Source organism: Vibrio sp. V30_P3S12P165, from assembly GCF_009904905.1.
GTDB classification, from domain to species: Bacteria; Pseudomonadota; Gammaproteobacteria; order Enterobacterales; family Vibrionaceae; genus Vibrio; species Vibrio fujianensis.
The window spans coordinates 1-24,988 of record NZ_WXWH01000067.1; the positions used below are offsets into that span (position 1 = coordinate 1).

Sequence of the window (24,988 nt, forward strand, 5' to 3'; positions counted from 1 at the left end):
AAAATGCGGGGTTAATTCCCCTCCTCCGGAGGGGTGCCCGTAGGGCGGGGTGGTTTCGTTACGAATAACTCATACTCAGTCTCTAGCTTTTGTTTTTCCTAGGATCTGCCCTCACCTAGTGCCTAGGAACTTAGTTTAAAAAACCCAACCACCCCGTCAGGCTTCGCCTGCCACCCCTCCGTGGGAGGGGAATTTGGTTCAGTGCAAGGGGTGAAGTTAGTTCAGTGCAAGGGGGGAATTTAGTTCAGTGCAGTGGTGAAGTTAGTTCAGTGCGAGTGGTGACGTTAGCCAGCCCTTACACATGAAGGATCAGAAGAAATAGCAAAGGCCGGATTGCTCGCCTATCCACATTTTTCCTGCTACTATTTGCGCAGTTTTTAGCTTGAACGTGGAATACAATATGATCATCGTAACCGGCGGTGCTGGCATGATTGGCAGCAATATAATCAAAGCACTTAATGACCGTGGTATCACCGATATACTAGTGGTTGACCACTTAAAAAATGGCCGAAAATTCAAAAATTTAGTTGATCTAAAAATCGCCGATTATATGGATCGTGACGATTTTTTAACGCAAATTATGGCGGGCGATGATTTTGGTCCGATAGACGCTGTTTTCCATGAAGGGGCTTGTTCGGCCACAACGGAGTGGGATGGCAAATACATCATGCTCAATAACTATGAATATTCGAAAGAGCTGCTGCACTTCTGTTTGGATCGTGAAATCCCCTTCCTATATGCCTCTTCTGCTGCAACTTATGGTGATACCGATACCTTTATTGAAGAGCCTGAATATGAAGGCGCACTCAATGTTTATGGCTATTCTAAACAACAATTTGATAATTACGTTCGCCGCTTGTGGCAAGATGCTGCCGAGCACAATGAAACGCTCTCGCAAATCACTGGCTTTCGTTATTTTAACGTCTACGGCCCACGTGAGCAGCACAAAGGCTCCATGGCTTCGGTTGCCTTCCATCTCAATAATCAAATGAACGCTGGGGAAAATCCAAAACTGTTTGCCGGTAGCGAACACTTTAAACGTGATTTTGTTTATGTTGGCGACGTTGCAGCGGTCAATTTATGGTTTATGGACAGTGGCGTATCAGGCATTTTTAACTGCGGTACCGGTCATGCGGAATCATTTAATGAAGTCGCTAATGCGGTCATTACGTATCACGGTCGCGGCCAAGTAGAAACTATCCCCTTCCCTGAGCATCTAAAAGGGGCGTATCAAGAATATACTCAAGCCGATTTAACCAAACTGCGTACCGCCGGCTGTGATATCACCTTTAAAACTGTCGCCGAGGGCGTGGCTGAGTATATGGCAATCATTAATCGTTAATATTTTATTGATAGGAAAAACAGCGTGAAAATAGCAGTAGCAGGAACCGGCTATGTCGGTCTATCCAATGCGATGTTGCTGGCGCAGCATCATCAAGTGGTGGCTTTAGACATTATTGAAGAAAAAGTAACCATGCTGAATCAACGTCAGTCACCGATTGTCGATAAAGAAATTGAAGACTTTCTACACCATAAAGCACTCAACTTTGTTGCCACCCTCGATAAAGAACATGCTTATCTCGATGCCGACTTTGTCATTATTGCCACTCCAACCGACTACGATCCACAAACCAACTACTTTAATACCTCTTCCGTTGAAGCAGTAATTCGTGATGTGATGGCCATTAACCCGAATGCGGTGATGGTGATCAAATCAACCGTGCCGGTCGGTTACACGGCACGAATTAAGCAAGAATTTCAGTGCGATAATATTCTATTTTCTCCTGAGTTTCTTCGCGAAGGTAAAGCACTGTACGATAATTTATACCCGTCGCGGATCATCGTAGGTGAGCAGAGTGAGCGGGCTAAAGTGTTTGCCGATTTACTGGTCGAAGGGGCACAAAAAGAAGAGATCCCGGTTCTGTTTACCCATTCAACCGAAGCAGAAGCAGTAAAGCTATTCTCTAATACCTATCTTGCGCTGCGAGTGGCTTATTTCAACGAATTGGATTCCTACGCGGAAGTGAACGGCTTAGACACTCGACAAATTATTGAAGGGGTCGGGTTAGATCCACGTATTGGCAATCATTATAACAATCCTTCTTTTGGCTATGGTGGCTATTGCCTACCGAAGGATACCAAGCAGTTATTAGCCAACTATCAAGCGGTGCCGAATAATATTATTTCAGCCATTGTGGATGCCAACCGCACCCGCAAAGATTTTATTGCCGATTCAATACTAAAACGTAATCCCAAGGTTGTGGGTATTTATCGTTTGATCATGAAAGCCGGGTCGGATAATTTCCGTGCCTCTAGCATTCAAGGCATCATGAAACGCTTAAAAGCGAAAGGGATTGAAGTGATTGTTTATGAGCCTGTTCTTAAAGAGAGTCACTTCTTCCATTCTCGAGTGATTGATGATCTCGAAGCGTTTAAACAAGAAGCAGATGTGATTGTGTCTAACCGCATGACCGATGACCTTAGCAATGTTGCCGATAAAGTCTACACAAGGGACTTGTTTGGTAGTGACTAACACCGCTTGCCGCCGTCTATTCGGCGGCGAACTTGTCACTGTCGCGCTTGGCAATGAGCTGTTATACTGCGCCGCAAATTTAAACAATCGACCTCATTTACGCTGAGTAATTTATGCCATCACCACGCAATGACTTTGATGAATACGCCTATAATCCTCAATTCCAGTGGCATTTTCTTCACCCTCGTTACTGGGGCACTTGGCTTGCTGTTTTTTTCGCCTGCTTGATTAGCTTCCTTCCTAATTGGCTCAAACGCGCCATCGCTCGTGGTTTGGCCACTCTCGCGGTTCGGGTAAAAAGTAAAGCGAATAACCGCGCACGGGTCAACTTAGCCATGTGCTTTCCTGAAAAAACGGTCACTGAGCGTGAAGCCATTTTATATAATATGTATATCACCTCGACTATGTTTTTGATGGGCTTTCCTTCAATTACATTAAGAAGTAAACAATGGCTTAAAAAGCAAACAACCATCAGGGGATTTGAACATCTCGATCAAGTTATTAAGAATGGAGATAATGTTATTCTTTTATTGCCGCATACTTGGTCTGTTGATATCCCAGCTATTTTTTTGGCTTCTGAAGGCTTACCTATCACCGCAATGATCAAACAGCAAAAAAATCTGCTTTCCGATTGGTTGATGCATAGACAGCGAGTTCAATATGGTGGACGGATTAATAAACGTGAATCGGGCATAAAACGTTTTATTCATGCGATTCGGAAAGATGGTTATTTAGGCTATTATCTACCCGATGAAGATCTCGGTAGAAAACATAGTGTTTTTGTCGATTTTTTTGCCACCCAAAAGGCGACGATGGCTGGTTTAGGTCGACTCGCTACCTTGAGTAAAGCGAAGGTGGTTCCGTTGTTTACGATCTTTAATACCGAAACCGGTCGTTATGAACTAGACTTTTATCCAGCATTACCTTTCCCAACCGGAGATGATCGACAAGACGCTCGCATGATGAACCAATGTATTGAAGCCTATGTCACACAACGACCAGAACAGTATATGTGGATTTTACGTCTGCTAAAAACTCGTCCGGATAGTGATGAAAACCCGTATAGTAAATAAAATTATGAATAATAATAAATCATTGATATCAAACAGCTTGATTCTATCCCCTTATTTATTCCTAATACTTGGGTTAAATTTTTTATCTAATGGTGACAAAAACATGGTGGTTTTCTCCCTCATATCAATGCTCACCAGCTTTATATTTTATGGAAAAAAAATCGTTTATGAAAATATAAAGAACCCTATTTTTATCGTATCGATCTTATTTTCTATATATCTATCCATATTGTACCAACTTCAAGGGGGAAGCCCGAGTTTATTACGATCTTTTATTGCTGCCAGCTTAGTCACTCTATTTTTACCTAAAAAATTACTTTCAAAAAAAATCATGTTAGGCCTAATATTAATTGGCTCCATGATGTTATTTTTAAATAGCCTTTACTATACATTCTATCTTGGGTTGTCACGTTCTGCTGGACTCGTCAATGTTATTCCTTATGCAACCTTCTGTTCAGTTTTTTCTTTAGCTGGCCTATATTTCTTTTTATCACATCAAGAGAAGAATATTAAGTTAATAGGGTTGATAACTACCATATTGTCTACGACTTGTGTCATCCTCAGTCTTTCTAGAGGGGTATGGCTTGCCTTATTTTTTTCTATGATAATGATGCTATTTTTTCAGTTTAGGTATTCAAAAAAAATGTGGAAATATATCCTCATTTCTATTATCAGCTTACTGATTGGTTTTTTCATGTTTCAGGATAAAATTAATCATCGTATAGCACAAACAAATGCAGAAATTCAAGAGATAAAAGAAGGGAATCTTAACACATCTATTGGGCTGCGGCTGCAAATGTGGAATGCCTCATTTCTTGTTGTAAGGGATAATTGGCTTTTTGGTGTTGGTAGTTCACATCAAATGATATTAGAAGAGCTGGCTAATCAAGGTCAAGTGAGCCAAGAACTTGTTAAGTTTAAAAATCAACATTATCATAATCAACTAATAGACACACTGGTTAAATATGGGGTATTTGGCGTACTGCTACTGATAATGATGTATATAACCCCTATATACTTAGCCGTTCATAATAAATTAAATTATGCGCCCTTTATCATTTCTGTGTCTTTGCTATATTTTATCTCAGGCTTGACAGATGTACCATTAAGTCATAGCCAAACTATATATTTATATCTTCTTATAATGATCCCACTATGTTCTACTAAAAATTGACTATTCAATGAAGAACCTAACTTTTTAAGTTCTTCATTTTTCTTTTGAAAATTTTAAATTTTGTTTGAATTCGATTTGGATACACATGTAAAAGTCTAAAAAAAGAAACATTAACTTTATTTTTTATAAAGCTATCTATACATATAGATGAATCACAATATTTTTGATAAATTTTCTGCCACTCAAAAAACTGTAACATTGCAACTTGGCCACTGCGTCGAGATATTCTAGCTTTGCCTAAAAACTTTTGACATAGCCCTAAACCAATATGCTCTGGAGAGGCTACTATTAAATTATTTGCAATAATTTTATCTGATTGAATTAATTTATATTTCCGGTTATCTAATAGATGTTCAAGTGAAATATTTTGATCAAACTTCTTTATTGCCGATATAAATAATGCTTGTGTGCAGTCGATAACAAAATTAGGGAATCCATCATTAATTGGTGTTACTTTCGATGGTTGAAAATCTTCAAATAAAGGGATATCCCATAAAGCTAATACATCTTCCGTTCTTCCATAATAGAAAAAATCACTAATGTGGAAAGCAACAGGAAATCCTTTAGCATATCGTCTTGTAAACGTATTACTGACCACTACTCGTTCATTAAAAAAATTGTACTCATCAGACCGTTTATAATATTTCTTTTGCAATTCAACAAAATTATTGCCAGTTAGATAGTTGTCACTTCTAATTTTAATAGCATAAGGTGTTTTTACTTTCTTTAAGCCTTCTCTTGATGAAACGATCTGTCTGTTATTATTATATTTTTGTGGTTCACCATTTATCGTATAATTACGAATATTTACTCCAGGATCATCAGAAATGACGATTTCATCATAATCTAACCCAGTTAGATCTTGTTCTGGCCAAGTTGAAAGAATTATATGTGCTCCAGGGAGATACTCCCGAATAGACGCGATACATTTTTGAGTTATATTTGCCTCTTGTGGGCGATCCTGAAACGTTTGTACCGGGCCTTGTACCACAACAGTAATATCACAATAATCCATTTTTCATTTTCTCACTTAGCTTTTCGTATTTTTTACCAACAACTCGATAGTCTAAAAAATTAAGATCTTCTGGCCCTACTAATGGCGGAGATTGAAGAACTTGATCGATCTTTCTAGCTAATGCATCAACATCTCGACATGGGACAATCCATTCCTTTAAACGTTCACCGAGAAGCTCTCTAACGCCACCAGTATCGGTTGCTACCACAGGGGTTCCTACCGCTAAACTTTCAATAACCACTGTCGGCAACCCCTCAACATCCGAACTTAAAATATATGCGCTAGCTTGTTTAAAGTAAGGCAGTAAATTATTACAAAATCCCCAGAATATTACTTTATTCTCGATACCTAATTTAACAGAAAGTTTCTTTAATTCATTAAGCTTTCTCCCCTCACCAAATATAACGAGAGGTAAAGTTTTACTGCTTTTTGCATAAGCTTTTAATAGAATATCAAAACGTTTTGTACGGTCAGGACGCCCTGCAGCCATAATAAAATTTTGGGGTACATTTTCTGTTTTTCCTTGCCGAGCTCTTTCTATTATTTCATCAAAATTAAAACCATTGTAGATCGTCTCAATACTAATAGGTTTTGCTTTCATTTTATTTAGCATATCCAACCGAACAGAATTAGATACTGTAAGTAAATGCTTAGCGCTATAAACTTTTTTGTATATTTCTTGATGGATTTTTTTAGTTAAAACTGAACGATGGCCAAGGAAGTTATCATATTTACAGCTATGCAGTACTAAAAAATGGGGAAGGTTTAATTTTCTAAAAGCAATAGAAGCGGCTCCATGCAAAAAAATACAATCATATCCCTTAAAGTAAACAACAAATTTATTAGTAACCAATCGACTTGTTATAAATTCATATATATGCCTGCTTAAAATATTTTTTAAAAAACCAAATAATCGATTTATGAAGTAAGATTGAAAAATGTTTTTTCTATCTATAAATTTTTGATAACGATCCAAAGGAATATCAGAACGTTCAGTAAAAAAAACATCAACTTGATGGCCGTTTTCTCTTAAATAATTTATCACATCTTTAGTTACAATATATATGCTTGTTTTATTATTTCCCGTAATAATAAAAGCAATCTTCATTTTTACCACGGCTCACCCTCTGATTACTACAAAAAAACCAGTGTAAATGTTATCATAGCTTTACCGAAAACAACTATTACGTTTGATATGAAAAGATTGATTGTTGATCTCGATGGTACAATAACCAATGGAGATAACCCTGATTATCGCCATGTCTCTCCTAATGTAGCAGTGATTGAACGCTTACGCGAATACCAAGCTCTAGGGTTCAGTATAACTATTTCTACAGCCAGAAACATGCGCACTTACCAAGGTAATGTAGGAAAAATCAATATCCATACTTTGCCTATTATTACGGAATGGCTCAATGAGCACCAAGTTCCATATGATGAGATACTTGTAGGAAAAGCATGGTGTGGACACGAAGGTTTTTATATCGATGATCGCGCCATTCGCCCTTCTGAATTCGCTACTTTAAGTTTAGAAGCAATCAATGATTTATTAAAAAAGGAACGTCACTCATGTTCTTAATTATGTCTGGCTCTTATGTTGGACAGGATCTTCGTGCTGAGTTCGGTATGATTCCTCCTTCTTTCTTACCCTTGGGAAATCGCCGATTGTTCCAACACCAAGTCGCCTTAGTGCCTAAAGGTAAACGAATTTATCTTTCTATTCCTCAATCCTATCAAGTGGAAACATTCGATAAACAATGGTTAACGGCGCACGACGTCGAATTATTAGCACTCCCTGACGATCTCTCTTTGGGCGAATCACTAATGGCGGCTTTAGCCTTAACCTCCCAGTCTTTTGATACGGATCTGAGTATTCTTTATGGTGATACGTTACTCACGCCTCCCACACAAAAAGACGTAATTACCATTGCCCAAGTGGACAGTGGTTATAACTGGGCAACGATTGATGAAAATAACTCCCAATGGTTAGCAACGGAAGATACTAATCTGACCAGTAAAAGCCAGGTGGTTAGTGGATTTTTTAACTTTTCATCACCAAGAACATTAATCCGCTGTTTGAGTCAAACCCATTGGAACTTCTTACAAGCATTAAACGTTTACCACAAAGCTCTCGGCATTCAAGTCAGTCAATCTCATGATTGGCTCGATTTCGGACATGTAAATACTTACTATCGCTCTAAAGCTGAATATACAACGCAAAGGGCGTTCAATGAACTCACAATAACTCCTGACTGGATAGAGAAAAGCAGCGTTAAAGAGCATAAAATTGTGGCGGAATCGCTTTGGTTTCAACACATCCCAAATGAATTAAAACATTTTTCTCCGCAGTTTCTTGGTGAATATACCAAGAACGGCAAAGTGGCATATCGCTTAGAATATCTATATCACAATGCGTTAAATGAATTGTTTGTTTTTGCCCGCTTACCAGAAATGACATGGCGACAAATTTTGCTGCAAATGCGTACTTTTCTTTCTACTTGTTACTCAATGACTGCACCTGAATATGCCGTTACCGATTCGTTAGAAACGCTGTTTGCTAGCAAAACCGAGCAAAGATTAAAGCAGTTCTGTCAAGAACGACAATTCGATTGGACACATCCTTGGACTTATAATCAACACCCACACTTAAGTCTTAAGGCGTTACATGAGGCGTCTTTGCAGCATTTACCAACGAGTCAAATGGCAACCGTTATGCATGGCGATTTTTGCTTTAGTAATATTTTGTATGACTTTCGTAAAAATCGCATTAAAGTCATCGATCCTCGAGGCATGACGGCAGATAATCAACCCACTATTTACGGGCATATCGAGTATGACATTGCTAAGGTTTGTCATTCAGTGATTGGTTTGTATGATTGGATCATTGCTGGGTATTATAGCGTTGATATCAATAAGTACACGATTGAGTTTTCACTGGCGGATACTGATCACCTCTCTGACGTACAGCAGCTCTTTTTGGACACACTCTGTGCCGACTACCAGTTGACGGCTAAGGCACTCTACGCGATGCAAATTCAACTGTTTTTATCGATGCTCCCCCTACATAGTGATGATCTTTCTCGACAAAACGCTTTATTAGCCAATGCGTTTCGACTTTATAACTGCATGTTAGAGGCAAAGTAATGATTGTGATCCCGATGGCCGGACTCAGCTCTCGCTTTTTTAAAGCTGGATTTGATAAGCCCAAATATATGTTAGATGCCCATGGAAAAAGCCTTTTTGAACACGCCGTCAGCAGTTTCCAACGCTACTTTCAAAGTGAGCATTTTTTATTTATTGTCCGAGATGTCGATAATACAGTCGAATTTGTCAATCAACGGGCACAAACATTGGGCATTCGCTCCTTTAGTGTCAAGTTGTTGACCCAAGAAACTCGGGGCCAAGCAGAAACGGTCTTTATCGGTATTGAGGATCAGGGGGATGAAAAACAATCACTCACCATTTTTAATATCGATACCTTTAGACCGGGGTTTGTTTTCCCTAGCAAACTCGCTGACTGGGATGGCTATCTTGAAGTCTTTGATGGCCAAGGTGACAATTGGTCATTTGTCCGGCCACAATCAGCAAACACAACACGAGTTATTGAGACTGCAGAAAAAAGACCTATATCACAACTTTGTTGCACAGGGCTCTATTACTTCGCATCACTACAAGACTATCGCGATGCTTATCAGCATTACCTCGCTTTACCCCCAGAGCAGTGGGAAAAAGGCGAACTTTATGTGGCTCCGTTATACAATTACTTGATTCAGCAAGGTAAACAGATCCATTATCACTTAATCGAACGCGATAAAGTTATTTTTTGTGGTGTTCCTGATGAATATTATGCTTTCTTAAAGCAAGAGCCTTCTGCTTTCAAAGGTTAACACGCTACTTATGAATCGTATTCTGATCATAGGCCCATCTTGGGTCGGCGATATGGTGATGTCGCAGTGCTTATATATCACCCTTAAACAGCAACATCCTGACGCGCTGATCGATGTGATGGCTCCCGCTTGGTGTAAACCGATTTTAGAACGGATGCCCGAAGTCAACCGCGCTCTTGAACTGCCTTTTGCCCATGGTGAGTTTAACTTTTTTGCACGTCGGCAACTGGGGCGCTCTTTACGTGGTCAATATGATCATGCCTATGTGCTGCCGAATTCCGCCAAATCCGCTCTGATTGCTTGGTTTGCGGGTATCTCTGTCCGTACTGGCTGGAAAGGGGAAATGCGCTATGGCTTATTAAATGATGTGCGCCCGAATAAAAAAGCATTTCAATATATGATTGAACGCTATGTCGCGTTAGCTCACCCTAAGTTTAAGATGACCGGTTCTGCAGCGTTGGGCGGAATCGATCAATTACCTAAACCCAGGTTAACCATCACGACAGAGCAGCAACAAGCCACGGCAAGAAAGTTTGCTTTAGCATTGACTGACACTATCGGCCTCTGTCCTGGTGCTGAATTCGGCCCAGCAAAACAGTGGCCGACGGCTCACTATGCGCAAGTCGCTATACATTTTCTGCAACAAGGTAAGCAAGTCTGGCTTTTTGGCTCCGCGAAAGATCAAGTGACAACTCAAGCGATTGTGGCACAAATTCCAGACGATCTAAGAAAAAATATCGGTGATTTAGCTGGAAAAACAAGCCTAATTGAAGCCGTGGATTTGCTTTCTTGCTGCCAAACGGTGGTCAGTAATGATTCTGGCTTAATGCATGTGGCGGCGGCGGCGGGTTGCCAAGTGGTCGGTGTTTATGGTTCAACCTCACCGCACTATACCCCACCGCTGGCAGAAAAAAGTGCGGTTGTGCATACTGATATTGACTGTCGCCCCTGCTTTAAGCGTGAATGTCCTTACGGGCATTTAAAATGTTTAACTGAGCTTGCTCCCAAACAGGTTATTAACGCTATCGAGGCTTTTAACACGGATGTAGAGCTATGCTGATTCGTGCTTTATATACTTTTTTGTTGCTGATCGCCGCCCCTTTTATGTTATATGGGTTATATAAAAAACGGGCCGGAAAACCCGCCTTTGGTCGGCGCTGGAAAGAGCATTTTGGGATAACGCCAAAACGAAATGCTGCGGATAAACCATTATGGATTCATGCGGTTTCGGTGGGAGAAGCTATTGCAGCGACCCCCATTATTCAAGCAATAAAAGAGCGTCAACCTAATTTATCGATTGTGGTCACCACCACCACCAGTACCGGTGCCGAGCAGATCGAAAAATTATCCGCTCTCGTTGAACATCGTTATATGCCGCTGGACTTTCCTCTTTGCATTAATGGATTCCTTAATGCTATTCAGCCTAGCCAATTGCTGATTATGGAAACCGAACTCTGGCCCAATACATTGCATTGCGTTGCCACGCGCAATATTCCCATTACCGTGATTAATGCCCGTTTATCGGAACGCTCTTGCCGCCGCTATCAACGTTTCCAATCCATATTTCATCTGCTTTCTCAACATATTAGTCAGTTGCTTTGCCAATACCAGAGTGATGCAGAACGTTTTCTTCGACTAGGTATCGACTCGCATAAAATATCAGTAATGGGTTCGATTAAATTTGACATCACCGTCACCGATGAGATCCGTCAACAAGGACGGATGTTACGTGAACAATTAGGCCAAGATCGTCCTATCTGGATCGCCGCCAGCACCCATCAAGGTGAAGATGAAATGTGCCTTGCGGCGCATCGACAATTGCTAAGTCACTATCCTGATGCATTATTAATTTTGGTTCCTCGCCATCCAGAGCGTTTTAATTCGGTAGATTTACTGTGCCGAACGCAAGATTTTACCGTTAGCCGTCGAACTGAACCTATGACAGAACCAACTGAGATCTACCTTGGGGATACCATGGGCGAGATGCTAACGTTGATTGGAAGTGCCGATATTTGCTTTATGGCAGGAAGTTTGCTGGGCAATAAAGTGGGCGGCCATAACCCATTAGAGCCCGCCGCATTAGCGAAACCGATACTGAATGGCCCAAGTTATTATAATTTTTCCCAAGTTACTGAGGGTTTGTTAACCGCTGACGCTGTGATGATTTGTCATTCGGCATCCGAGATCAGCGCCGCTTTAGTGGCATTATTTGGTCACCCCGCAAGGATGCAAGCGATGGGGCAAAGAGCACAGCAGGTGGTGGAAGAGAATCGTGGCGCTTTAGAAAAAACCGTACAAGCTATTTTATCGCCAACCCACTATTCTGCATGATAGCCAGCCAATAGAGATTGCCACTGTGACTCTTGCCACACAATACCAAACCGCTGCTGCTCTTTACGAAAAGAGCGTAGCAAACGCTGTAAATTAGCAGCCTTCCAGCGGTCACCTTTTTGCTGGTAGCATTTATCAAAATCAATAATCCATACGGTATTGTGTTCATCGAGCAATATATTATGGATATTCAAATCGGTATGATTCACCTGAGCCCGATGCAGCTTAGCAATCTCTTTTCCTATCGCCATATATTGACTTTCTGTTAGGGCGTTTTCTTGCAAGATGGCCACCAAATCTCGCGCATTGGTGATTTTTTCGCTCAATAAGTCCGCTTGATAGAAAAGCCCTTGTTTAACGGCACGGGCCGCAATCGGGCGAGGTACATTTACCCCTTGCTCACGCAGATAATGCAAGAGATGAAATTCAGCGTAGCTACGGGTTTTTTGCCAATTCTGAAACCAGTAGTGATCACTCACCAACTTACCGAATAATCCGCCTCGCCGGTAATGACGCAGTGCCACTTCAAGCTGCTGCATGGCAATAAACCACGTGGTACCGCGGCCTGTGGCACTGCCGATGATTTTCTGTTCCGCTTGCCAATAGCTGACATCGAACAACGAGTGAAGGGGGTCGTTAATCCACTGTTCGTCATACCAGATGATTTGGTTATTGAGTGAAAGCTGCTTAAGCATAATAAGATTCCTGCGGCACGTTATCCGTAATAAGCATAGAGTAAACTTCCCCAAATTAACCCTGCAAGTAACAAACTCACCATCACAGCGGCTGAGCCAATATCTTTTGCTCGTCCACTCAGTTCATGCCGCTCTGCTCCCACTCTATCCACCACGGCCTCTATGGCTGAGTTGATCAGTTCAACAATCAACACCAGTACCACGCTGGCAAACATCAGTAACCGTTCAATCAAGGGTAAATCCACGACACTTAAAATCCCAGCAGCGACGAGTAATAATACCAATTCTTGCCGTATGGCCGCTTCATGTTGAAAGGCGGCTTTCAAGCCTTGCCATGAATAACCCGTGGCATTGAAAATTCGGCGAATCCCTGTTGCGCCGGGCTTACCACTAGAGGACGATGACATGATGGAATTCTCCCATGGGGTCATTAGTGAAAGGCTTATTTTACATTTATCTGCAGACTCTGCATAATTTAGCCTCATTAATTAGTGAGCGATGTGCATGCCTCTTTTTTCATCCCCACCAAAGTCTGTTTGTTTTTTGCGTCTCTCTGCGATCGGCGATGTTTGTCATGCGGTGGCCGCGGTGCAAGCTTTGCAACAATATTGGCCTGAGACCAAGGTGACTTGGATTATCGGTCAGGTTGAAGCTCAATTATTGCAAGGGTTAGACAACGTTGAGCTGATTGTGTTTGATAAAAAATCGGGTTGGGCAGGCATGAAAGCCGTTTGGCAACAGTTGCAAGGGCGGCACTTTGATGCCTTAATCCATATGCAACTCGCGCTAAGAGCAAGCCTACTCACCTTGGGTATTCGCGCGCAATACAAAGTGGGGTTTCATCGTAAACGGGCTAAGGAAGGTCAGTGGTTATTCACTAACTGCAAAATTACTGATACCGCCTCAACCCATGTACTCGATAGTTTTTTCTCGTTTATTGAGTATTTGGGCGTGCCTCGTACTCTCCCGACATGGTCAATGCCGATTAGCGAAACTGAACGAGCCTTTGCTCGTCAACAATTAGACCATAAACCCAGCGTTATCATTTGTCCTGCTGCAAGTAAAGATGAGCGTAATTGGTTAACCGAGCGTTATGCCCAATTTGCCGATTATGTCGTGTCACAAGGCTATCAGGTCGTATTATGTGGCTCTCCCGCACCTCGTGAGCAGTTGTTAGCAAAACAGATTGCTGACTTAATGACTCAACCGGTGATTAACCTAGTCGGTAAAACCAGTTTAAAACAATTAACCGCGATACTGGGTGAAGCGAAGTTAGTACTTGCTCCAGATTCAGGGCCGGCTCATATTGCCACTACGCAAGGCACGCCTGTGTTAGGTTTATACGCGCACAGCAATCCAAAACGTACCGGCCCTTATTTTAATATTGAAGATGTGGTCAGCGTCTATGAAGATAATGTGACGAAACAACAGGGAAAACCACTCACTGAACTCGCTTGGAGCACACGAGCTAAAGGCGCGGATTTGATGCAAGGGATCGCCATATCCGTCGTGATTGAAAGGTTTGAACATATGATGAAAGGTGTAGCACTGAATGACTAAATCCACTCCGACGTTGGCGGTCGCCTTAATTGTCAAAAATGAAGCCAAACACTTGCAAGCGTGTTTGGAAACGGTCGCTGATTGGGTCGATGAAATTGTTATTCTTGACTCTGGAAGTAGCGATGAAACAGAAGCGATTGCACGCCGTTTCACTGATAAGTTTTTTGTTAATACCGACTGGCAAGGGTTTGGGCCTCAACGCCGCTTAGCGCAATCGTATGTCGAATCGGATTATGTCCTATGGTTGGATGCCGATGAGCGAGTCACACCTGAGTTGAAAGCGAGTATTTTACAAGCGCTTGAGCATGACAAACCTAATACGGTGTATCAGATCGATCGCTTAACCACTGCATTTGGTAAGCAAATTCGCTATTCCGGCTGGTCACCGGACTGGGTCACTCGCCTCTATCGTACTCAGGATACTCACTACAATACTGCATTGGTGCACGAAAGTGTCGAAATTCCATCACATCTCACTCTGCTCTCATTATCCGGCTATTTAGAACACTACACTTTTGAGTATCTCCCACAATACACGGCAAAAACTCAGCACTATATGAAAGCGTGGGTTGATCAACGAGAAGGTAAGAAGTCCTCCTCTTTCACGGGTGCTGTTTTACATGGCTTTTTTCGCTTTTTCAAAATGTATATTGTCAAGCGTGGTTTTTTAGATGGTCGCCATGGTTTATTACTTGCCATATTGAGTGCGAATACGACCTTTACACGCTATGCTGACCTTTGGTTGCGTGACTATGTCCGGAAAAATCAAAGAGACCGCTCATGAATATTTGCCATGTCAATCTCGCTTCAGGTTATCACGGTGGAGAAAATCAAACACTATTGCTGATACAACAACAACTCAAATTAGGTTACCGCCTCACCGTTGTAGCGAACCCGAAAAGCCCATTCTTCTCTCGTGTTCAAGCCCTGCCATGTCGAGTTATTGCCTGTAAGCATTATCTCACTCAGCATAGTAAAGCCATGACACAAGGCTGTGACCTTATTCATGTGCATGAAGGACGAGCGATTTATTGGGCGTGGTTACAGCATAAATTGCACAACATTCCTTATATCATTACTCGTCGAATTGATAACCCACTCAGTGAACGATGGTTTGCTACTCAAGCTTACCGCTCAGCCAGTGCCTTGGTCGGATTAAGTCAGGAAATTTGTCGGCAAATTTTATTGCGTCATCCGCAGAAAAAAGTCGTCACCATCCCAAGCTCTCCCGTCTGTTATCCTGTTAATCAGCAGCAAGTCTCTCAGATTCGTGAACAATTTTCGCATTCATGTTTAGTGATTCATGCAGCGAACATGCTTCATCACAAAGGTTTTGATGTCACGATTGCCGCCGCTCGATTATTAAGCAACACCGCCCCTGATATTCAATTTGCCTTATTAGGGGATGGAAAAGAACGGCCAGCCCTAGAGCAGCAAGCTCAAGGTTTAACGAATGTTCATTTCATGGGTAAACAACATAATATGGGAGATTGGTTTGCCGCCGCTGATATGCTTATCCATCCTTCTTATAGTGAAGGGCTAGGCTCGGTCATTTTAGAGGCAATGGGTAGCGGTTTACCGGTGGTCGGTAGCCGAGCGGGCGGTATTCCAGACATCATTGAACACGGAGTTTCTGGCTTATTGATTCCCCCCGGAGACGCCCAAGCATTAGCACAAGCTATTTTGCAGATTCACCGAGATCCGATTCTGGTTGATGCATTAGCTAACGGACGAGAAGAAAAATTGCGTCATTTTCAAATTGCACAAACCGCGCTGCGTTATCAGACCCTATATTCAGAAGTGATGGTCGACCACCCTCGCCACTAGCACCATAAAGGTAAAAAGTATGAGAATTTTGATTTTTAGCTCTTATAAAGATGCGTGGAACAGCGTTCGTCCGGAAGCTGAAATGTTTATTGAAATGGTTAAGCTGGGGCACGAGGTAACCATTATGACCCAAGGCGACGCAGACTACGTGGCCCGCTTTCGAGACAACGGTATCAAGGTGATTGATGCCTACCCGAGTAAAAAAATCTGCTGGACAACCATCAAAACGCTGCGGGCAGAGTTGCGCGCTCATCCCTATGATATTGTCTATGCCATGAATTCGAAAACCATTCCCAATGCTGCGTTTGCCTGTATCGGTTTTAAACGCACTAAATTAGTCACCTACCGAGGAACTGTGGGTGGACTATATCGTCATGATCCCACGGCATATTTAACTCATTTGCACCCCAGAGTGGATGGTATTAGTTGCGTAGCACAAGCCGTGACCGATGATGTTAAACAGCGTGTTTGGCGGCATAAAGATCGCGTGGTCACCATTTATAAAGGGCATGATATTGCTTGGTATCAAGCTCAGCCCGCCAATATCAGTGAATTAGGCCTTCCCTCTGATGCCTTTTGCGTTATTTGTATCGCTAATGCTCGGCCAAGCAAAGGTGTCCATATCCTACTTGATAGTGCCAAACAACTGGCGGACTTACCCCATGTGCACTTACTGTTAGCTGGACGTGATATGGACACCGAGCAAAACCTAAACTTAGCCAAACAAAGTGGGATGTCAGAGCGTATTCATTTTCTCGGCTATCGCCAAGATGTTCCTGAACTTTTGGCAGCAAGTGCAGTACAAGTTCAACCTTCGATTAGCGGTGAAGGGCTACCGAAAACCATTATTGAAGCTATGGCGATGGGAGTTCCTTCTATTGTCACGACGACGGGGGGAGGAAAAGAGCTATTAGTCGATGGCGAAAGCGGATTCATTGTCCCAGTACAAGATCCTGATGCCATTGCAGAGAAAATTCGTTGGTTGTACCAATCACCGGAGCAACGCCAGAAAATGGGAAAACTCGCACAACAACGTATGATCAGTGACTTTTCTTGTCAAACCAGCGCTCAGCAACATTTGGCTTTTTTCCAATCATTATTGGGGTAACATAAGCTGATCAACGCGACTTTAATAATCATTGATAGGGAGATAGCGTGAGCCAAAAACGCCTTTCTCGGGTAATTTATCCCGGCACTTTTGATCCGATCACTAATGGCCATTTGGATATTGTTGAACGCGCTGCCAACATGTTTGATCAAGTCATTATTGCGGTGGCAGCAAGCCCAAGTAAAAATACTATGTTTACTTTAGAGGAACGCGTGGCGTTTACTCAAGCCGTGACTCAGCATTTACCGAATGTCACTAGCAAAGGCTTTAGCGGTTTGATGGTCGATTTCGCCCGAGCAGAACAAGCAAATGTATTAATTCGCGGCCTGCGCACCACGGTCGATTTTGAATATGAATTTGGCTTAACCAATATGTATCGCCGCTTAATGCCGGGGTTAGAAAGCGTGTTTCTCACTCCGGCGGAAGAACATGCCTTTATCTCATCAACGATTGTGCGAGAAGTTGCCATTCATGGCGGAGATGTGCAAGGTTTTGTCCCTTCCGTTGTAGCACAAGCGCTACGTAGTAAAAAACAAATATAATGCTATCGTGGCGGGTTAATGATAACGCTAACCCGCCCTTCTATCTGTTATGTTGCTATGTTGCTATGTTGCTATGTTGTCATATTACTATGTTGCTATGGCGTCATCGGCAATACTTGTGAGCGTAGAAAATACTCTTGCAACCGATGGTACTCTTGCCCCCACTGCCGGTTAAAGGTTTGCGCATCACTGGCTTGCTTTTCTGTAAGCAACATTTCACCTTCTTGCCAAGGATAAAAAGTAAATGGTGGCCTGTTATTCACTGCGCCATACGGGTTAATGACCATTGCCGCATTATAACCAATATTGCTCACCGGATCGGTACTGAGTAAGTTTTCTCCTCCTAAAGAGACATAAGGCTGATCCGATAAACTAAAGTGGTAAAGTGTCGGAAAAATATCCCGATGAGAACCAATGCGTTGCGGATCATACTGGTAATCGGTATGCGCTAAAATGGCAGCAGGTATATAGAGGTAAAATGGCACCGCATGTGTTAACCCAGCTTCTCCTGGTCGAGCCGTATTGGTATAGCGTACTCGATGATCGCCGGTAACTGCGATCATCACACGATCGTTTAATGATGACTGCTTCACGCTACGAATAAATTGACCCACTGCGTTACTGGCATATTGAAACGTTTTTAATAGCTCTTGCGCCTCGCCTTCCCCTTTATAGCCTAACAATTCACGCAAACGTGTATTTAAGGCGGTCGGCGCGGGTTGATAATAATCCGGAACGTGATAAGGCGAGTGGTTGGTAACCGTCATCACGTAAACTAAAGTTGGCCGCTTTGCTTTATCTAATAATTGCTGGATGAATTTAAAGGTGAATGCATCAGGCACACCCCATGTTCCCGCATCCTGACTGGCCTTGGGAAAAGCTTCGATAATATCATTTTCATCATAGACCCGATCAAACCCTTGAATTGGCAGATAATTGGCTAAATTACGCCACATTCCATTTCCACCATAAACAAACACCACATCATATCCGGCACGCTTATAAGGTAGAACCGCTGAGCTAGGCAGTGGGATCTTTTGTAGATTAGAGTGGCTAATGGTCGGTAATGGGCTATGGACCAGCATCATCGCAATGCTATCAATTGTCGCCGAAGTCCCAGCAAAAAAGCGTTCAAAGAGAAAATCTTGCCGATAATTCTCCCTAAAACTGCCCAACAAATCGTTGCTGACAGGGTTATCTTCTAATAATAAGCTTAATCCCATGCTTTCCATCATGGCAACGACAACATGGGGAGAATTTTCAGCGAGATAAGCATTTTTAGGTGTTCGATAATTAGGATTAGGTTTACCTAATATTTTGTACATTTGCTCTTGTAGCGCCTGCTTAGAAATCGGCTCGATGTGGGCTTGTTCTTGGTAATCACTTCGTGCCCAATCTAAGGCCATAAATACATTCGGGGTCAGCATATTGAGCGGTTTATACGCGGATACACTGGCGTGATAACGTTTCAAAGGCAAACTGCCAACCGACCCTCTAGCCAGTAGAAAGACAGCTAAAATCACGACCACGAGTACCGCACTGGTTATACTCCAATGCCATGATTTTTGGGGTTGCCAGAAGGGTTGACGAATTAAAAACTGAGCAAAGAAATAGCCAATCGCCGCTGTCATTATCGCAACACTAGTGCCTAAAATAATCGGGTAATCACTCCACAAGTTTTTTAGTATGGCGATAGAGTCATCATCCACTAACCCAAAAATAAACAGATCCACATGGCTGCCATAAGTGAGGTAATAGTAGTAATTTGCGATTCCGCCGATCACATAAAGCAATACAATGGTGGCATGGTAGTAAGCTGACAAGCTTAACCATCGTTGATAAGCCTTTCCAAAAGGGGCACAAAATAGCCCGGCTAAAAGAAGCGGTGCATAAGCAATGGCTGTTACTTTGGCATCAAACCGAGCGCCGACCCAAAAAGCACGACCCACATCATCGGCAATGTCATTGACCGGTAGGTTAGGCTCAATTCCCAAGTAGAAAGCATACCGAGAACAAAGCAGTAGCAAAAAAGCGAAAATAAAGTAGAGAACGAGCAGTTGAAATAAGTGGCGAAAATGAGTCTGAAAAACCATGCTGAAACGACATAAGACCAAGAAATAAGGGCAAAGATATTACCTTAAAGATATTTTCTCCGCATGGAAATAAAGCATAAAATGAGACTTAATGCTGACAGCGATAACAAAAAACGCTGTTTCTTTGGCCAATTTTCTGTTCACACAATGGTTCCGAGCAGCGCGGGCAAGGTTGTCCGCCTTTACCATACACTTGCAGCTCTTGAGCAAAATAACCGGGTTTGCCATCGGCTTGCGAAAAGTCTTTTAGCGTCGTGCCCCCTTGAATGATCGCCGTTTGCAACACCGATTTAATCTCACGTACTAAAGATTGCCATTCCGCGATAGATAAACTCTGTGCTGGGCGCATTGGATGAATACCGGCACTAAATAATGATTCATTGGCATAAATATTACCGACCCCCACAACGATGGCGTTATCCATAATAAACGCTTTGATCGCAATGCGCTTTTTGCGTGCCTTTTCCATCACATCGTGCGCATTAAACGCTTCCGTTAACGGCTCTGGGCCCAATTTATCTAATATGGGAAGGCTTTCTCCGGCCGGACACCATAACCAAGCGCCGAAACGACGAGGATCGTGGTAGCGCAGAATTTTTCCATTCGTTAACTGAAGATCCACGTGATCATGTTTACCGGCAGGAAAGTCCCCTTCCAGCACTCGTAACGAGCCAGACATACCTAAATGGACAATCGCACGACCTATCGGCGTTTTGATCAACAAATATTTTGCTCGACGTGAAATATCTTCAATTGGCTGACCTTCCATCTGATGCAGTGCCGCTGGGATTGGCCAGCGCAATTTGGGGCAACGGAAGGTCAACTGTTTTACCGTCTGACCAATTAAATGCGGTGAAATACCCATACGGCTGACTTCAACTTCAGGTAACTCTGGCACGACGGCTCCTTATCGCTTGCAGCAAGAGAGAAAAAGTAGACTCGTTATAGAGGAAAGAGGTAATCATCTGGGGTCGAAATGGCGATCCAGCGATTTTGCCAGTTTTTAAATAGCCAAAACTGCGGTGCCTGATAATACGTGATCCGTTGTGGCTCTTCCACTCCCTGATACCAAACTTCAATGGTTTGTGGCCCGCTCAAGCTTGGCTGTAATGAGCGTACGGTTTGTTCATCGACCTCGGTACCAACTAACGCCTGCCAACGTTGTGCCAATTGTGCCGCAGGTAGTTCAATAGAAGGCATAACTTGCCACTCACCTTGCTCAAGGGTTAGCTCAAACGCTGGTGTATATATCGCCTGTAATGGTGTGTTGAGATTAAATAAACTGGGATACGCTTGTGCTTCACTTGGATCAGAAGCGAGATAGGATTTGAGTAATGGCGGAATGTTCAGCACCCCAATAAACAGCAGGACCAAAATGATCAGGATATTGTTCCATCGCCGACGACGATGCGGGGCAATACGCATACAGCATTCCTTAGCCGAGAGAGACTGAATGAACAAAGCATAGCAAAGTCGGTCACGAGGTTCTAGAACTTAGAACCTAGAACCTAGAACCTAGAACCTAGAACCGATTTTTCCACATAAAGAAAAAACCCAACCAAATTGGCTGGGTTTTCTGCTACTTGCAAGAAAAGGGGTAATCAATTACTTGATTTTACCTTCTTTATACACAACGTGCTGGCGAACAACTGGATCAAATTTTTTGATCTCAAATTTGCCTGGCATGTTACGTTTGTTCTTGTCAGTAGTGTAGAAGTGACCAGTACCTGCAGAAGATACTAGGCGGATTTTTTCGCGAATGCCTTTAGCCATTGCTCAATTCCTCTTAAACGTTTTCGCCACGTGCACGGATATCAACAAGAACAGCATCGATGCCTTTCTTATCAATGATACGCATGCCTTTAGCAGTTAGACGTAGTTTAACAAAACGTTTTTCGCTCTCTACCCAGAAACGATGAGTTTGTAGGTTCGGCAGAAAACGACGCTTAGTAGCATTTCGTGCGTGTGAGCGGTTGTTACCAACTGCAGGACGCTTACCAGTTACTTGGCATACTCGTGACATGAATGTCTTCTCCAAATCGTTTCAGCTCGATATCAACCTTGGTGGCCGAACCTCTCTCTTTCTAAATAAGAAGTTGAGGTTAAAAACCGTTATGGAAAATCCATACAAGGCTATCAAAGGTCGCGCATTATACTAACTTGACACGCATTGCTCAAGACCCGAACAGATCCTTTTTGCAGGAACTGGTGATCTTTTTTTCTATTGAGCTGACTGAGGTTAAAAAATGTGGGCGAATCATAACAGAAAACCGTAGAAAGCTAAGCATTTTTTGTACATTCTTTCAAATATCCCTCGACCCCTTGTTTTTGCTTATTGCTGAATAAGAATTAAACACGCTTGCCTTTCCCATGTGTCTTATCCTCTAAGTCATATCCAGCCTCGCTCTGCGAACGAAACCACCTCGCCATCTCCAACCACAAAATGGTCAAGTACTCGAATATCAACCAGCGCCAAAGCATCGATCAGCCGTTGAGTAATCCGTCGGTCTGCTTGACTGGGCTCTGCAATGCCTGACGGATGATTGTGAGCTAGAATGACTGCCGCGGCATTATGATGCAGGGCCCGTTTGACGACTTCTCTTGGATAAACACTCGCCGCATCAATAGTGCCTTCAAATAAGACTTCATCTTGTATCACTCGATGCTGGTTATCTAAAAACAACGTATAGAAGGCTTCTCGCTGACGATCCCGTAACACACAAGACAGATAGAGCTTGGTTTGTTGGGGGCTGGTTAAGGCTTCGCCGCGCTTTAAGGTTTCCGCTAAATAACGTTGAGTCATTTCTAATACCGCTTGTAATTGAACATATTTGGCCTCACCCAAACCTTTATGCGCACAAAATTGCGCTTTACTGGCTGAAAATAGCGCGCGCAAGGAACCTGATTCTCGCAATAAAAAGTCTGAGAGTTCTAATACGTTCATGCCTGGAGTCCCCGTTCGCAAGAAAATGGCGAGCAGTTCAGCATCTGAAAGCGCTTGAGGGCCACGAGTGAGTAGTTTTTCTCGTGGCATTGATTCACTTGGGAGTAATTTGAAATGCATCGCGATTGCCCATCCATTGGCTCATTATCACAGTCACAAAGCGCCTTAGTATCCGGTGGTAAAACAGATCCAGTAGTAAAACAACATCCAGTACTAAAACAACAGTGTAAATGGATTAGCACTCAGGCCATAACAAGCCTGAGTCACCCTTAGATGCAAATCAATGTGTCATGCAATAATGATGTTCGCTAAAGCTTAAAGTGGCTAACTAAGCTCCCCATTTGTTGTCCCGATTGGGCAAGTCGAGTACTGATGGATTGCGAAAGCTGTAAATTGTCACTCAGTTGGTTGACGATTTGCTGAATCGCAACCAGGTTTTGGTTAATGTCTTCAGCAACCGCACTTTGTTGCTCTGCTGCTGAAGCGGTTTGAATCCCCATATCTTGAATGGTCTCAACCGCATGTGAAATCCCCGCTAAACGTTCTTTAATTAACACGGATTCCTGCGCCGTTGTTTCACCACGCTGTTGGCTAACGTTCATGCTGCTCACCGCTTTATTCACCCCTTGATGCAGTGCGCTGAGCATATTGCTGATCTCTTGAGTGCTATTTTGCGTGCGGCTCGCTAACGAGCGAACTTCGTCAGCAACAACGGCAAAACCTCGGCCTTGATCGCCTGCACGAGCCGCTTCAATGGCCGCATTCAAGGCCAGTAAATTCGTCTGCTCAGCAATTTCACCGATCACATTCAACACATTGGTGATTTTGTCCGTCTGCTGGCTCAGCTCTTGTATCGCCTCAGAAGTCATATTGACTTCATTCACCAGTTCGCTAATACCTTCAATGGCACTGTTAACTTCTTGCTGGGCTTCTTGGATTTGAGCATTGGCCGACTCGATCGCTTGTGAGGTTTCATTGGTATTATTAGCGACCTCTCGTGCTGTGGCACTCATTTCGGTTACCGCGGTCACGACTTTGTCTGTTTCCAAACTGTGCTCGTTCATCTGTTGGCTAGATTGGGTGGTTTGGGTATCTAGCTCTCCTGCGGCTGCTTGTACCTCTTGGGCAGAAGAGCGAATATCTTGGATCAGTGGATGCAGTTTATCCATAAAGGCATTAAAGGCTTTTGCCACATCACCAATTTCATCATTGCTTTCGACGTTCAATCGCGCGGTTAAATCACCGTCTCCAGCTGCAACATCTTGTAGCGAGGCAACAACATGTTGTAAGGGTGCAACGCCACGAGTCACCAACACACTGACCACGATAATAGTAATAATAAGCCCGATGGTGGACAAACCGATGGTTGACCATAATTGCTCAACCGACTGCGCTTCACGTTGAGATCTAAATGTTGCGACTTGGCTGTCGATATCATCAATATAAATGCCTGTCCCCAGTACCCAATCCCATTTGGATAAGTATTCCGCATAACCTAATTTTGGCGCTTGTGCATCAATCGTTGGTTTATGCCAAGAAAAGTAGAGAAAACCATCACCTGATTTGGCGGCGCGAATTAAACCGGCAATCACTTCAACGCCATTCTCATCTTTTAAGCCGTATAAATTTTTTCCTTCCAACGCGGGGTTGATGGCGTGTAATGTGTTAATGCCTTGCGAATCATAAGCAAAAAAGTAGCCATCGCTGTCAAAACGCATCGCTTTTAATAACGCTTTCGCCGCAGCTTTATTCTCTCCGTTGCGATCTTGCTCATATAACGACTTTACTGCGGTCACACCCATCATCAAATATGCTTGCAATTCAGCTTTACGAGTTTCAACTAATTGTTCGCGATATTGGCTCAATTCCTGTTCTAAAGCTTGACGGTTGTTCCAGTGGTTGACAACGGTCAGTAACGCCGTGATCACGATAAGTGGTATCACCGTTAACAGTAAAAGTTTGGTTCTGCTTTTCAAAAAGGTCATAATCAGCATCCTTTCGGCCTATTGTTATTTTATTATTTGCATCGCGCTTTAAAGGGAAGCTAAAGCTTCTTGCTCTATGATGCATAACGAGAAAAAAATATCTGTGAAGGCAGGTCGAGTTTAGTGTGATAACCGCTAAATGGCCGTAAAACAGCCTCGGGTCTGTTGACACGGCTCCAACATTATTCAGAAGTTGTGCTAACATTGCGCCCACTATTTTG

25 protein-coding genes are annotated in these 24,988 nt (G+C 42.9%); 14 read left to right on the forward strand and 11 right to left on the reverse strand.

The genetic code is table 11. The features are described 5' to 3' along the window. Positions 1-400: 400 nt before the first annotated feature. The 4 genes from rfaD to CAG57_RS12900 all read left to right on the forward strand — a co-directional run bounded on the left by rfaD (position 401) and on the right by CAG57_RS12900 (position 4,780). A complete protein-coding gene (gene rfaD / locus CAG57_RS12885) occupies positions 401-1,342 on the forward strand; it encodes an ADP-glyceromanno-heptose 6-epimerase (RefSeq protein WP_161426838.1) in 942 nt (313 codons plus the stop codon). Positions 1,343-1,366: 24 nt separating this feature from the next. Beyond that, complete coding sequence (locus CAG57_RS12890) at positions 1,367-2,533, forward strand: nucleotide sugar dehydrogenase (RefSeq protein WP_099610807.1); 1,167 nt, start codon at positions 1,367-1,369, stop codon at positions 2,531-2,533. Between the two features lie 113 nt (positions 2,534-2,646). After that, positions 2,647-3,606, forward strand: coding sequence for a lauroyl-Kdo(2)-lipid IV(A) myristoyltransferase (gene lpxM, locus CAG57_RS12895; protein ID WP_161433878.1), 960 nt, complete (start codon positions 2,647-2,649; stop codon positions 3,604-3,606). Between the two features lie 4 nt (positions 3,607-3,610). Beyond that, positions 3,611-4,780, forward strand: a complete 1,170-nt coding sequence (locus CAG57_RS12900) for an O-antigen ligase family protein (RefSeq protein WP_161439537.1) — start codon at positions 3,611-3,613, stop codon at positions 4,778-4,780. Positions 4,781-4,796: 16 nt separating this feature from the next. Here the strand turns inward: CAG57_RS12900 and CAG57_RS12905 are convergent, their stop codons facing one another. Then, on the reverse strand, positions 4,797-5,795 hold the full coding sequence (locus CAG57_RS12905) for a WavE lipopolysaccharide synthesis family protein (protein ID WP_161439538.1): 999 nt from the start codon (positions 5,793-5,795) through the stop codon (positions 4,797-4,799). Continuing rightward, the gene (locus CAG57_RS12910) at positions 5,782-6,903 is read right to left on the reverse strand and encodes a glycosyltransferase (RefSeq protein WP_161439539.1); all 1,122 of its coding nucleotides are present in this window, start codon (positions 6,901-6,903) and stop codon (positions 5,782-5,784) included. Before CAG57_RS12910 ends, CAG57_RS12905 begins: the two co-directional genes overlap by 14 nt. 87 nt (positions 6,904-6,990) lie before the next feature. On the opposite strand from CAG57_RS12910, the gene CAG57_RS12915 reads away from it, so the two are divergent. Genes CAG57_RS12915 through waaA form a run of 5 tightly spaced genes read left to right on the forward strand, consistent with a single transcriptional unit; the run spans position 6,991 to position 12,013 of the window. After that, on the forward strand, positions 6,991-7,374 hold the full coding sequence (locus CAG57_RS12915; RefSeq protein WP_161428461.1) for an HAD hydrolase family protein: 384 nt from the start codon (positions 6,991-6,993) through the stop codon (positions 7,372-7,374). Then, positions 7,365-8,939, forward strand: a complete 1,575-nt coding sequence (locus tag CAG57_RS12920) for a phosphotransferase (RefSeq protein WP_161428425.1) — start codon at positions 7,365-7,367, stop codon at positions 8,937-8,939. The genes CAG57_RS12915 and CAG57_RS12920 overlap by 10 nt, the downstream gene beginning before the upstream one ends. After that, complete coding sequence (locus CAG57_RS12925; protein ID WP_161428426.1) at positions 8,939-9,682, forward strand: glycosyltransferase family 2 protein; 744 nt, start codon at positions 8,939-8,941, stop codon at positions 9,680-9,682. Before CAG57_RS12920 ends, CAG57_RS12925 begins: the two co-directional genes overlap by 1 nt. Before the next feature lie 10 nt (positions 9,683-9,692). Further along, complete coding sequence (gene waaF / locus CAG57_RS12930; protein WP_161428427.1) at positions 9,693-10,742, forward strand: lipopolysaccharide heptosyltransferase II; 1,050 nt, start codon at positions 9,693-9,695, stop codon at positions 10,740-10,742. Further along, the gene (gene waaA, locus CAG57_RS12935; RefSeq protein ID WP_161428428.1) at positions 10,736-12,013 is read left to right on the forward strand and encodes a lipid IV(A) 3-deoxy-D-manno-octulosonic acid transferase; all 1,278 of its coding nucleotides are present in this window, start codon (positions 10,736-10,738) and stop codon (positions 12,011-12,013) included. The genes waaF and waaA overlap by 7 nt, the downstream gene beginning before the upstream one ends. Here the strand turns inward: waaA and CAG57_RS12940 are convergent. Both CAG57_RS12940 and CAG57_RS12945 read right to left on the reverse strand, forming a co-directional pair. Beyond that, positions 12,001-12,708: a 3-deoxy-D-manno-octulosonic acid kinase gene (locus CAG57_RS12940; protein WP_161428429.1), complete on the reverse strand. Its 708-nt coding sequence runs from the start codon at positions 12,706-12,708 to the stop codon at positions 12,001-12,003. The two genes, waaA and CAG57_RS12940, sit on opposite strands and share 13 nt — an antisense overlap. 20 nt (positions 12,709-12,728) lie before the next feature. Next, positions 12,729-13,115 (reverse strand): diacylglycerol kinase, encoded by a 387-nt coding sequence (locus CAG57_RS12945; RefSeq protein WP_161428430.1) that lies wholly within the window; start codon positions 13,113-13,115, stop codon positions 12,729-12,731. A gap of 97 nt (positions 13,116-13,212) precedes the next feature. On the opposite strand from CAG57_RS12945, the gene CAG57_RS12950 reads away from it, so the two are divergent. Genes CAG57_RS12950 through coaD form a run of 5 tightly spaced genes read left to right on the forward strand, consistent with a single transcriptional unit; the run spans position 13,213 to position 17,745 of the window. Further along, positions 13,213-14,268, forward strand: coding sequence for a glycosyltransferase family 9 protein (locus CAG57_RS12950; protein ID WP_161428431.1), 1,056 nt, complete (start codon positions 13,213-13,215; stop codon positions 14,266-14,268). Then, positions 14,261-15,052: a glycosyltransferase family 2 protein gene (locus CAG57_RS12955; RefSeq protein WP_161428432.1), complete on the forward strand. Its 792-nt coding sequence runs from the start codon at positions 14,261-14,263 to the stop codon at positions 15,050-15,052. Before CAG57_RS12950 ends, CAG57_RS12955 begins: the two co-directional genes overlap by 8 nt. Further along, positions 15,049-16,095: a glycosyltransferase family 4 protein gene (locus tag CAG57_RS12960; RefSeq protein ID WP_161428433.1), complete on the forward strand. Its 1,047-nt coding sequence runs from the start codon at positions 15,049-15,051 to the stop codon at positions 16,093-16,095. Before CAG57_RS12955 ends, CAG57_RS12960 begins: the two co-directional genes overlap by 4 nt. Before the next feature lie 19 nt (positions 16,096-16,114). Continuing rightward, entirely contained in the window at positions 16,115-17,203 is a 1,089-nt protein-coding gene (locus tag CAG57_RS12965; RefSeq protein ID WP_161428434.1) for a glycosyltransferase family 4 protein, read from the forward strand. A gap of 47 nt (positions 17,204-17,250) precedes the next feature. Further along, a complete protein-coding gene (gene coaD, locus CAG57_RS12970; protein ID WP_099610821.1) occupies positions 17,251-17,745 on the forward strand; it encodes a pantetheine-phosphate adenylyltransferase in 495 nt (164 codons plus the stop codon). A gap of 95 nt (positions 17,746-17,840) precedes the next feature. Here coaD and CAG57_RS12975 read toward each other — a convergent pair whose 3' ends face one another. The 7 genes from CAG57_RS12975 to CAG57_RS13005 form a co-directional block, all read right to left on the reverse strand. Next, positions 17,841-19,838: an LTA synthase family protein gene (locus tag CAG57_RS12975; protein ID WP_161428435.1), complete on the reverse strand. Its 1,998-nt coding sequence runs from the start codon at positions 19,836-19,838 to the stop codon at positions 17,841-17,843. A gap of 88 nt (positions 19,839-19,926) precedes the next feature. Further along, positions 19,927-20,736: a bifunctional DNA-formamidopyrimidine glycosylase/DNA-(apurinic or apyrimidinic site) lyase gene (gene mutM, locus CAG57_RS12980; RefSeq protein WP_161428436.1), complete on the reverse strand. Its 810-nt coding sequence runs from the start codon at positions 20,734-20,736 to the stop codon at positions 19,927-19,929. A gap of 44 nt (positions 20,737-20,780) precedes the next feature. After that, positions 20,781-21,263: a hypothetical protein gene (locus CAG57_RS12985; protein ID WP_099610823.1), complete on the reverse strand. Its 483-nt coding sequence runs from the start codon at positions 21,261-21,263 to the stop codon at positions 20,781-20,783. A gap of 180 nt (positions 21,264-21,443) precedes the next feature. After that, positions 21,444-21,611 carry a 50S ribosomal protein L33 gene (gene rpmG / locus CAG57_RS12990; protein WP_001051800.1) on the reverse strand — a complete coding sequence of 56 codons (168 nt, stop codon included), beginning with the start codon at positions 21,609-21,611 and terminating at the stop codon, positions 21,444-21,446. 13 nt (positions 21,612-21,624) lie between these two features. Next, entirely contained in the window at positions 21,625-21,861 is a 237-nt protein-coding gene (gene rpmB / locus CAG57_RS12995) for a 50S ribosomal protein L28 (protein WP_099610824.1), read from the reverse strand. A 366-nt stretch (positions 21,862-22,227) separates the two neighbouring features. Then, on the reverse strand, positions 22,228-22,902 hold the full coding sequence (gene radC / locus CAG57_RS13000) for a RadC family protein (RefSeq protein ID WP_161428437.1): 675 nt from the start codon (positions 22,900-22,902) through the stop codon (positions 22,228-22,230). 188 nt (positions 22,903-23,090) lie between these two features. Beyond that, positions 23,091-24,767, reverse strand: a complete 1,677-nt coding sequence (locus CAG57_RS13005; protein ID WP_202597941.1) for a methyl-accepting chemotaxis protein — start codon at positions 24,765-24,767, stop codon at positions 23,091-23,093. Between the last annotated feature and the right edge of the window lie 221 nt (positions 24,768-24,988).

Bases quoted from the DNA above. Each gene is read 5' to 3' on its own strand.
- rfaD (WP_161426838.1), top strand. From the start codon at position 401: ATGATCATCGTAACCGGCGGTGCTGGCATGATTGGCAGCAATATAATC.
- lpxM (WP_161433878.1), top strand. From the start codon at position 2,647: ATGCCATCACCACGCAATGACTTTGATGAATACGCCTATAATCCTCAA.
- CAG57_RS12900 (WP_161439537.1), top strand. From the start codon at position 3,611: ATGAATAATAATAAATCATTGATATCAAACAGCTTGATTCTATCCCCT.
- CAG57_RS12905 (WP_161439538.1), bottom strand. From the start codon at position 5,795: ATGGATTATTGTGATATTACTGTTGTGGTACAAGGCCCGGTACAAACG.
- CAG57_RS12910 (WP_161439539.1), bottom strand. From the start codon at position 6,903: ATGAAGATTGCTTTTATTATTACGGGAAATAATAAAACAAGCATATAT.
- CAG57_RS12915 (WP_161428461.1), top strand. From the start codon at position 6,991: ATGAAAAGATTGATTGTTGATCTCGATGGTACAATAACCAATGGAGAT.
- CAG57_RS12920 (WP_161428425.1), top strand. From the start codon at position 7,365: ATGTTCTTAATTATGTCTGGCTCTTATGTTGGACAGGATCTTCGTGCT.
- CAG57_RS12925 (WP_161428426.1), top strand. From the start codon at position 8,939: ATGATTGTGATCCCGATGGCCGGACTCAGCTCTCGCTTTTTTAAAGCT.
- waaF (WP_161428427.1), top strand. From the start codon at position 9,693: ATGAATCGTATTCTGATCATAGGCCCATCTTGGGTCGGCGATATGGTG.
- waaA (WP_161428428.1), top strand. From the start codon at position 10,736: ATGCTGATTCGTGCTTTATATACTTTTTTGTTGCTGATCGCCGCCCCT.
- CAG57_RS12940 (WP_161428429.1), bottom strand. From the start codon at position 12,708: ATGCTTAAGCAGCTTTCACTCAATAACCAAATCATCTGGTATGACGAA.
- CAG57_RS12945 (WP_161428430.1), bottom strand. From the start codon at position 13,115: ATGTCATCGTCCTCTAGTGGTAAGCCCGGCGCAACAGGGATTCGCCGA.
- CAG57_RS12950 (WP_161428431.1), top strand. From the start codon at position 13,213: ATGCCTCTTTTTTCATCCCCACCAAAGTCTGTTTGTTTTTTGCGTCTC.
- CAG57_RS12955 (WP_161428432.1), top strand. From the start codon at position 14,261: ATGACTAAATCCACTCCGACGTTGGCGGTCGCCTTAATTGTCAAAAAT.
- CAG57_RS12960 (WP_161428433.1), top strand. From the start codon at position 15,049: ATGAATATTTGCCATGTCAATCTCGCTTCAGGTTATCACGGTGGAGAA.
- CAG57_RS12965 (WP_161428434.1), top strand. From the start codon at position 16,115: ATGAGAATTTTGATTTTTAGCTCTTATAAAGATGCGTGGAACAGCGTT.
- CAG57_RS12975 (WP_161428435.1), bottom strand. From the start codon at position 19,838: ATGGTTTTTCAGACTCATTTTCGCCACTTATTTCAACTGCTCGTTCTC.
- CAG57_RS12985 (WP_099610823.1), bottom strand. From the start codon at position 21,263: ATGCGTATTGCCCCGCATCGTCGTCGGCGATGGAACAATATCCTGATC.
- rpmG (WP_001051800.1), bottom strand. From the start codon at position 21,611: ATGGCTAAAGGCATTCGCGAAAAAATCCGCCTAGTATCTTCTGCAGGT.
- rpmB (WP_099610824.1), bottom strand. From the start codon at position 21,861: ATGTCACGAGTATGCCAAGTAACTGGTAAGCGTCCTGCAGTTGGTAAC.
- radC (WP_161428437.1), bottom strand. From the start codon at position 22,902: ATGCATTTCAAATTACTCCCAAGTGAATCAATGCCACGAGAAAAACTA.
- CAG57_RS13005 (WP_202597941.1), bottom strand. From the start codon at position 24,767: ATGACCTTTTTGAAAAGCAGAACCAAACTTTTACTGTTAACGGTGATA.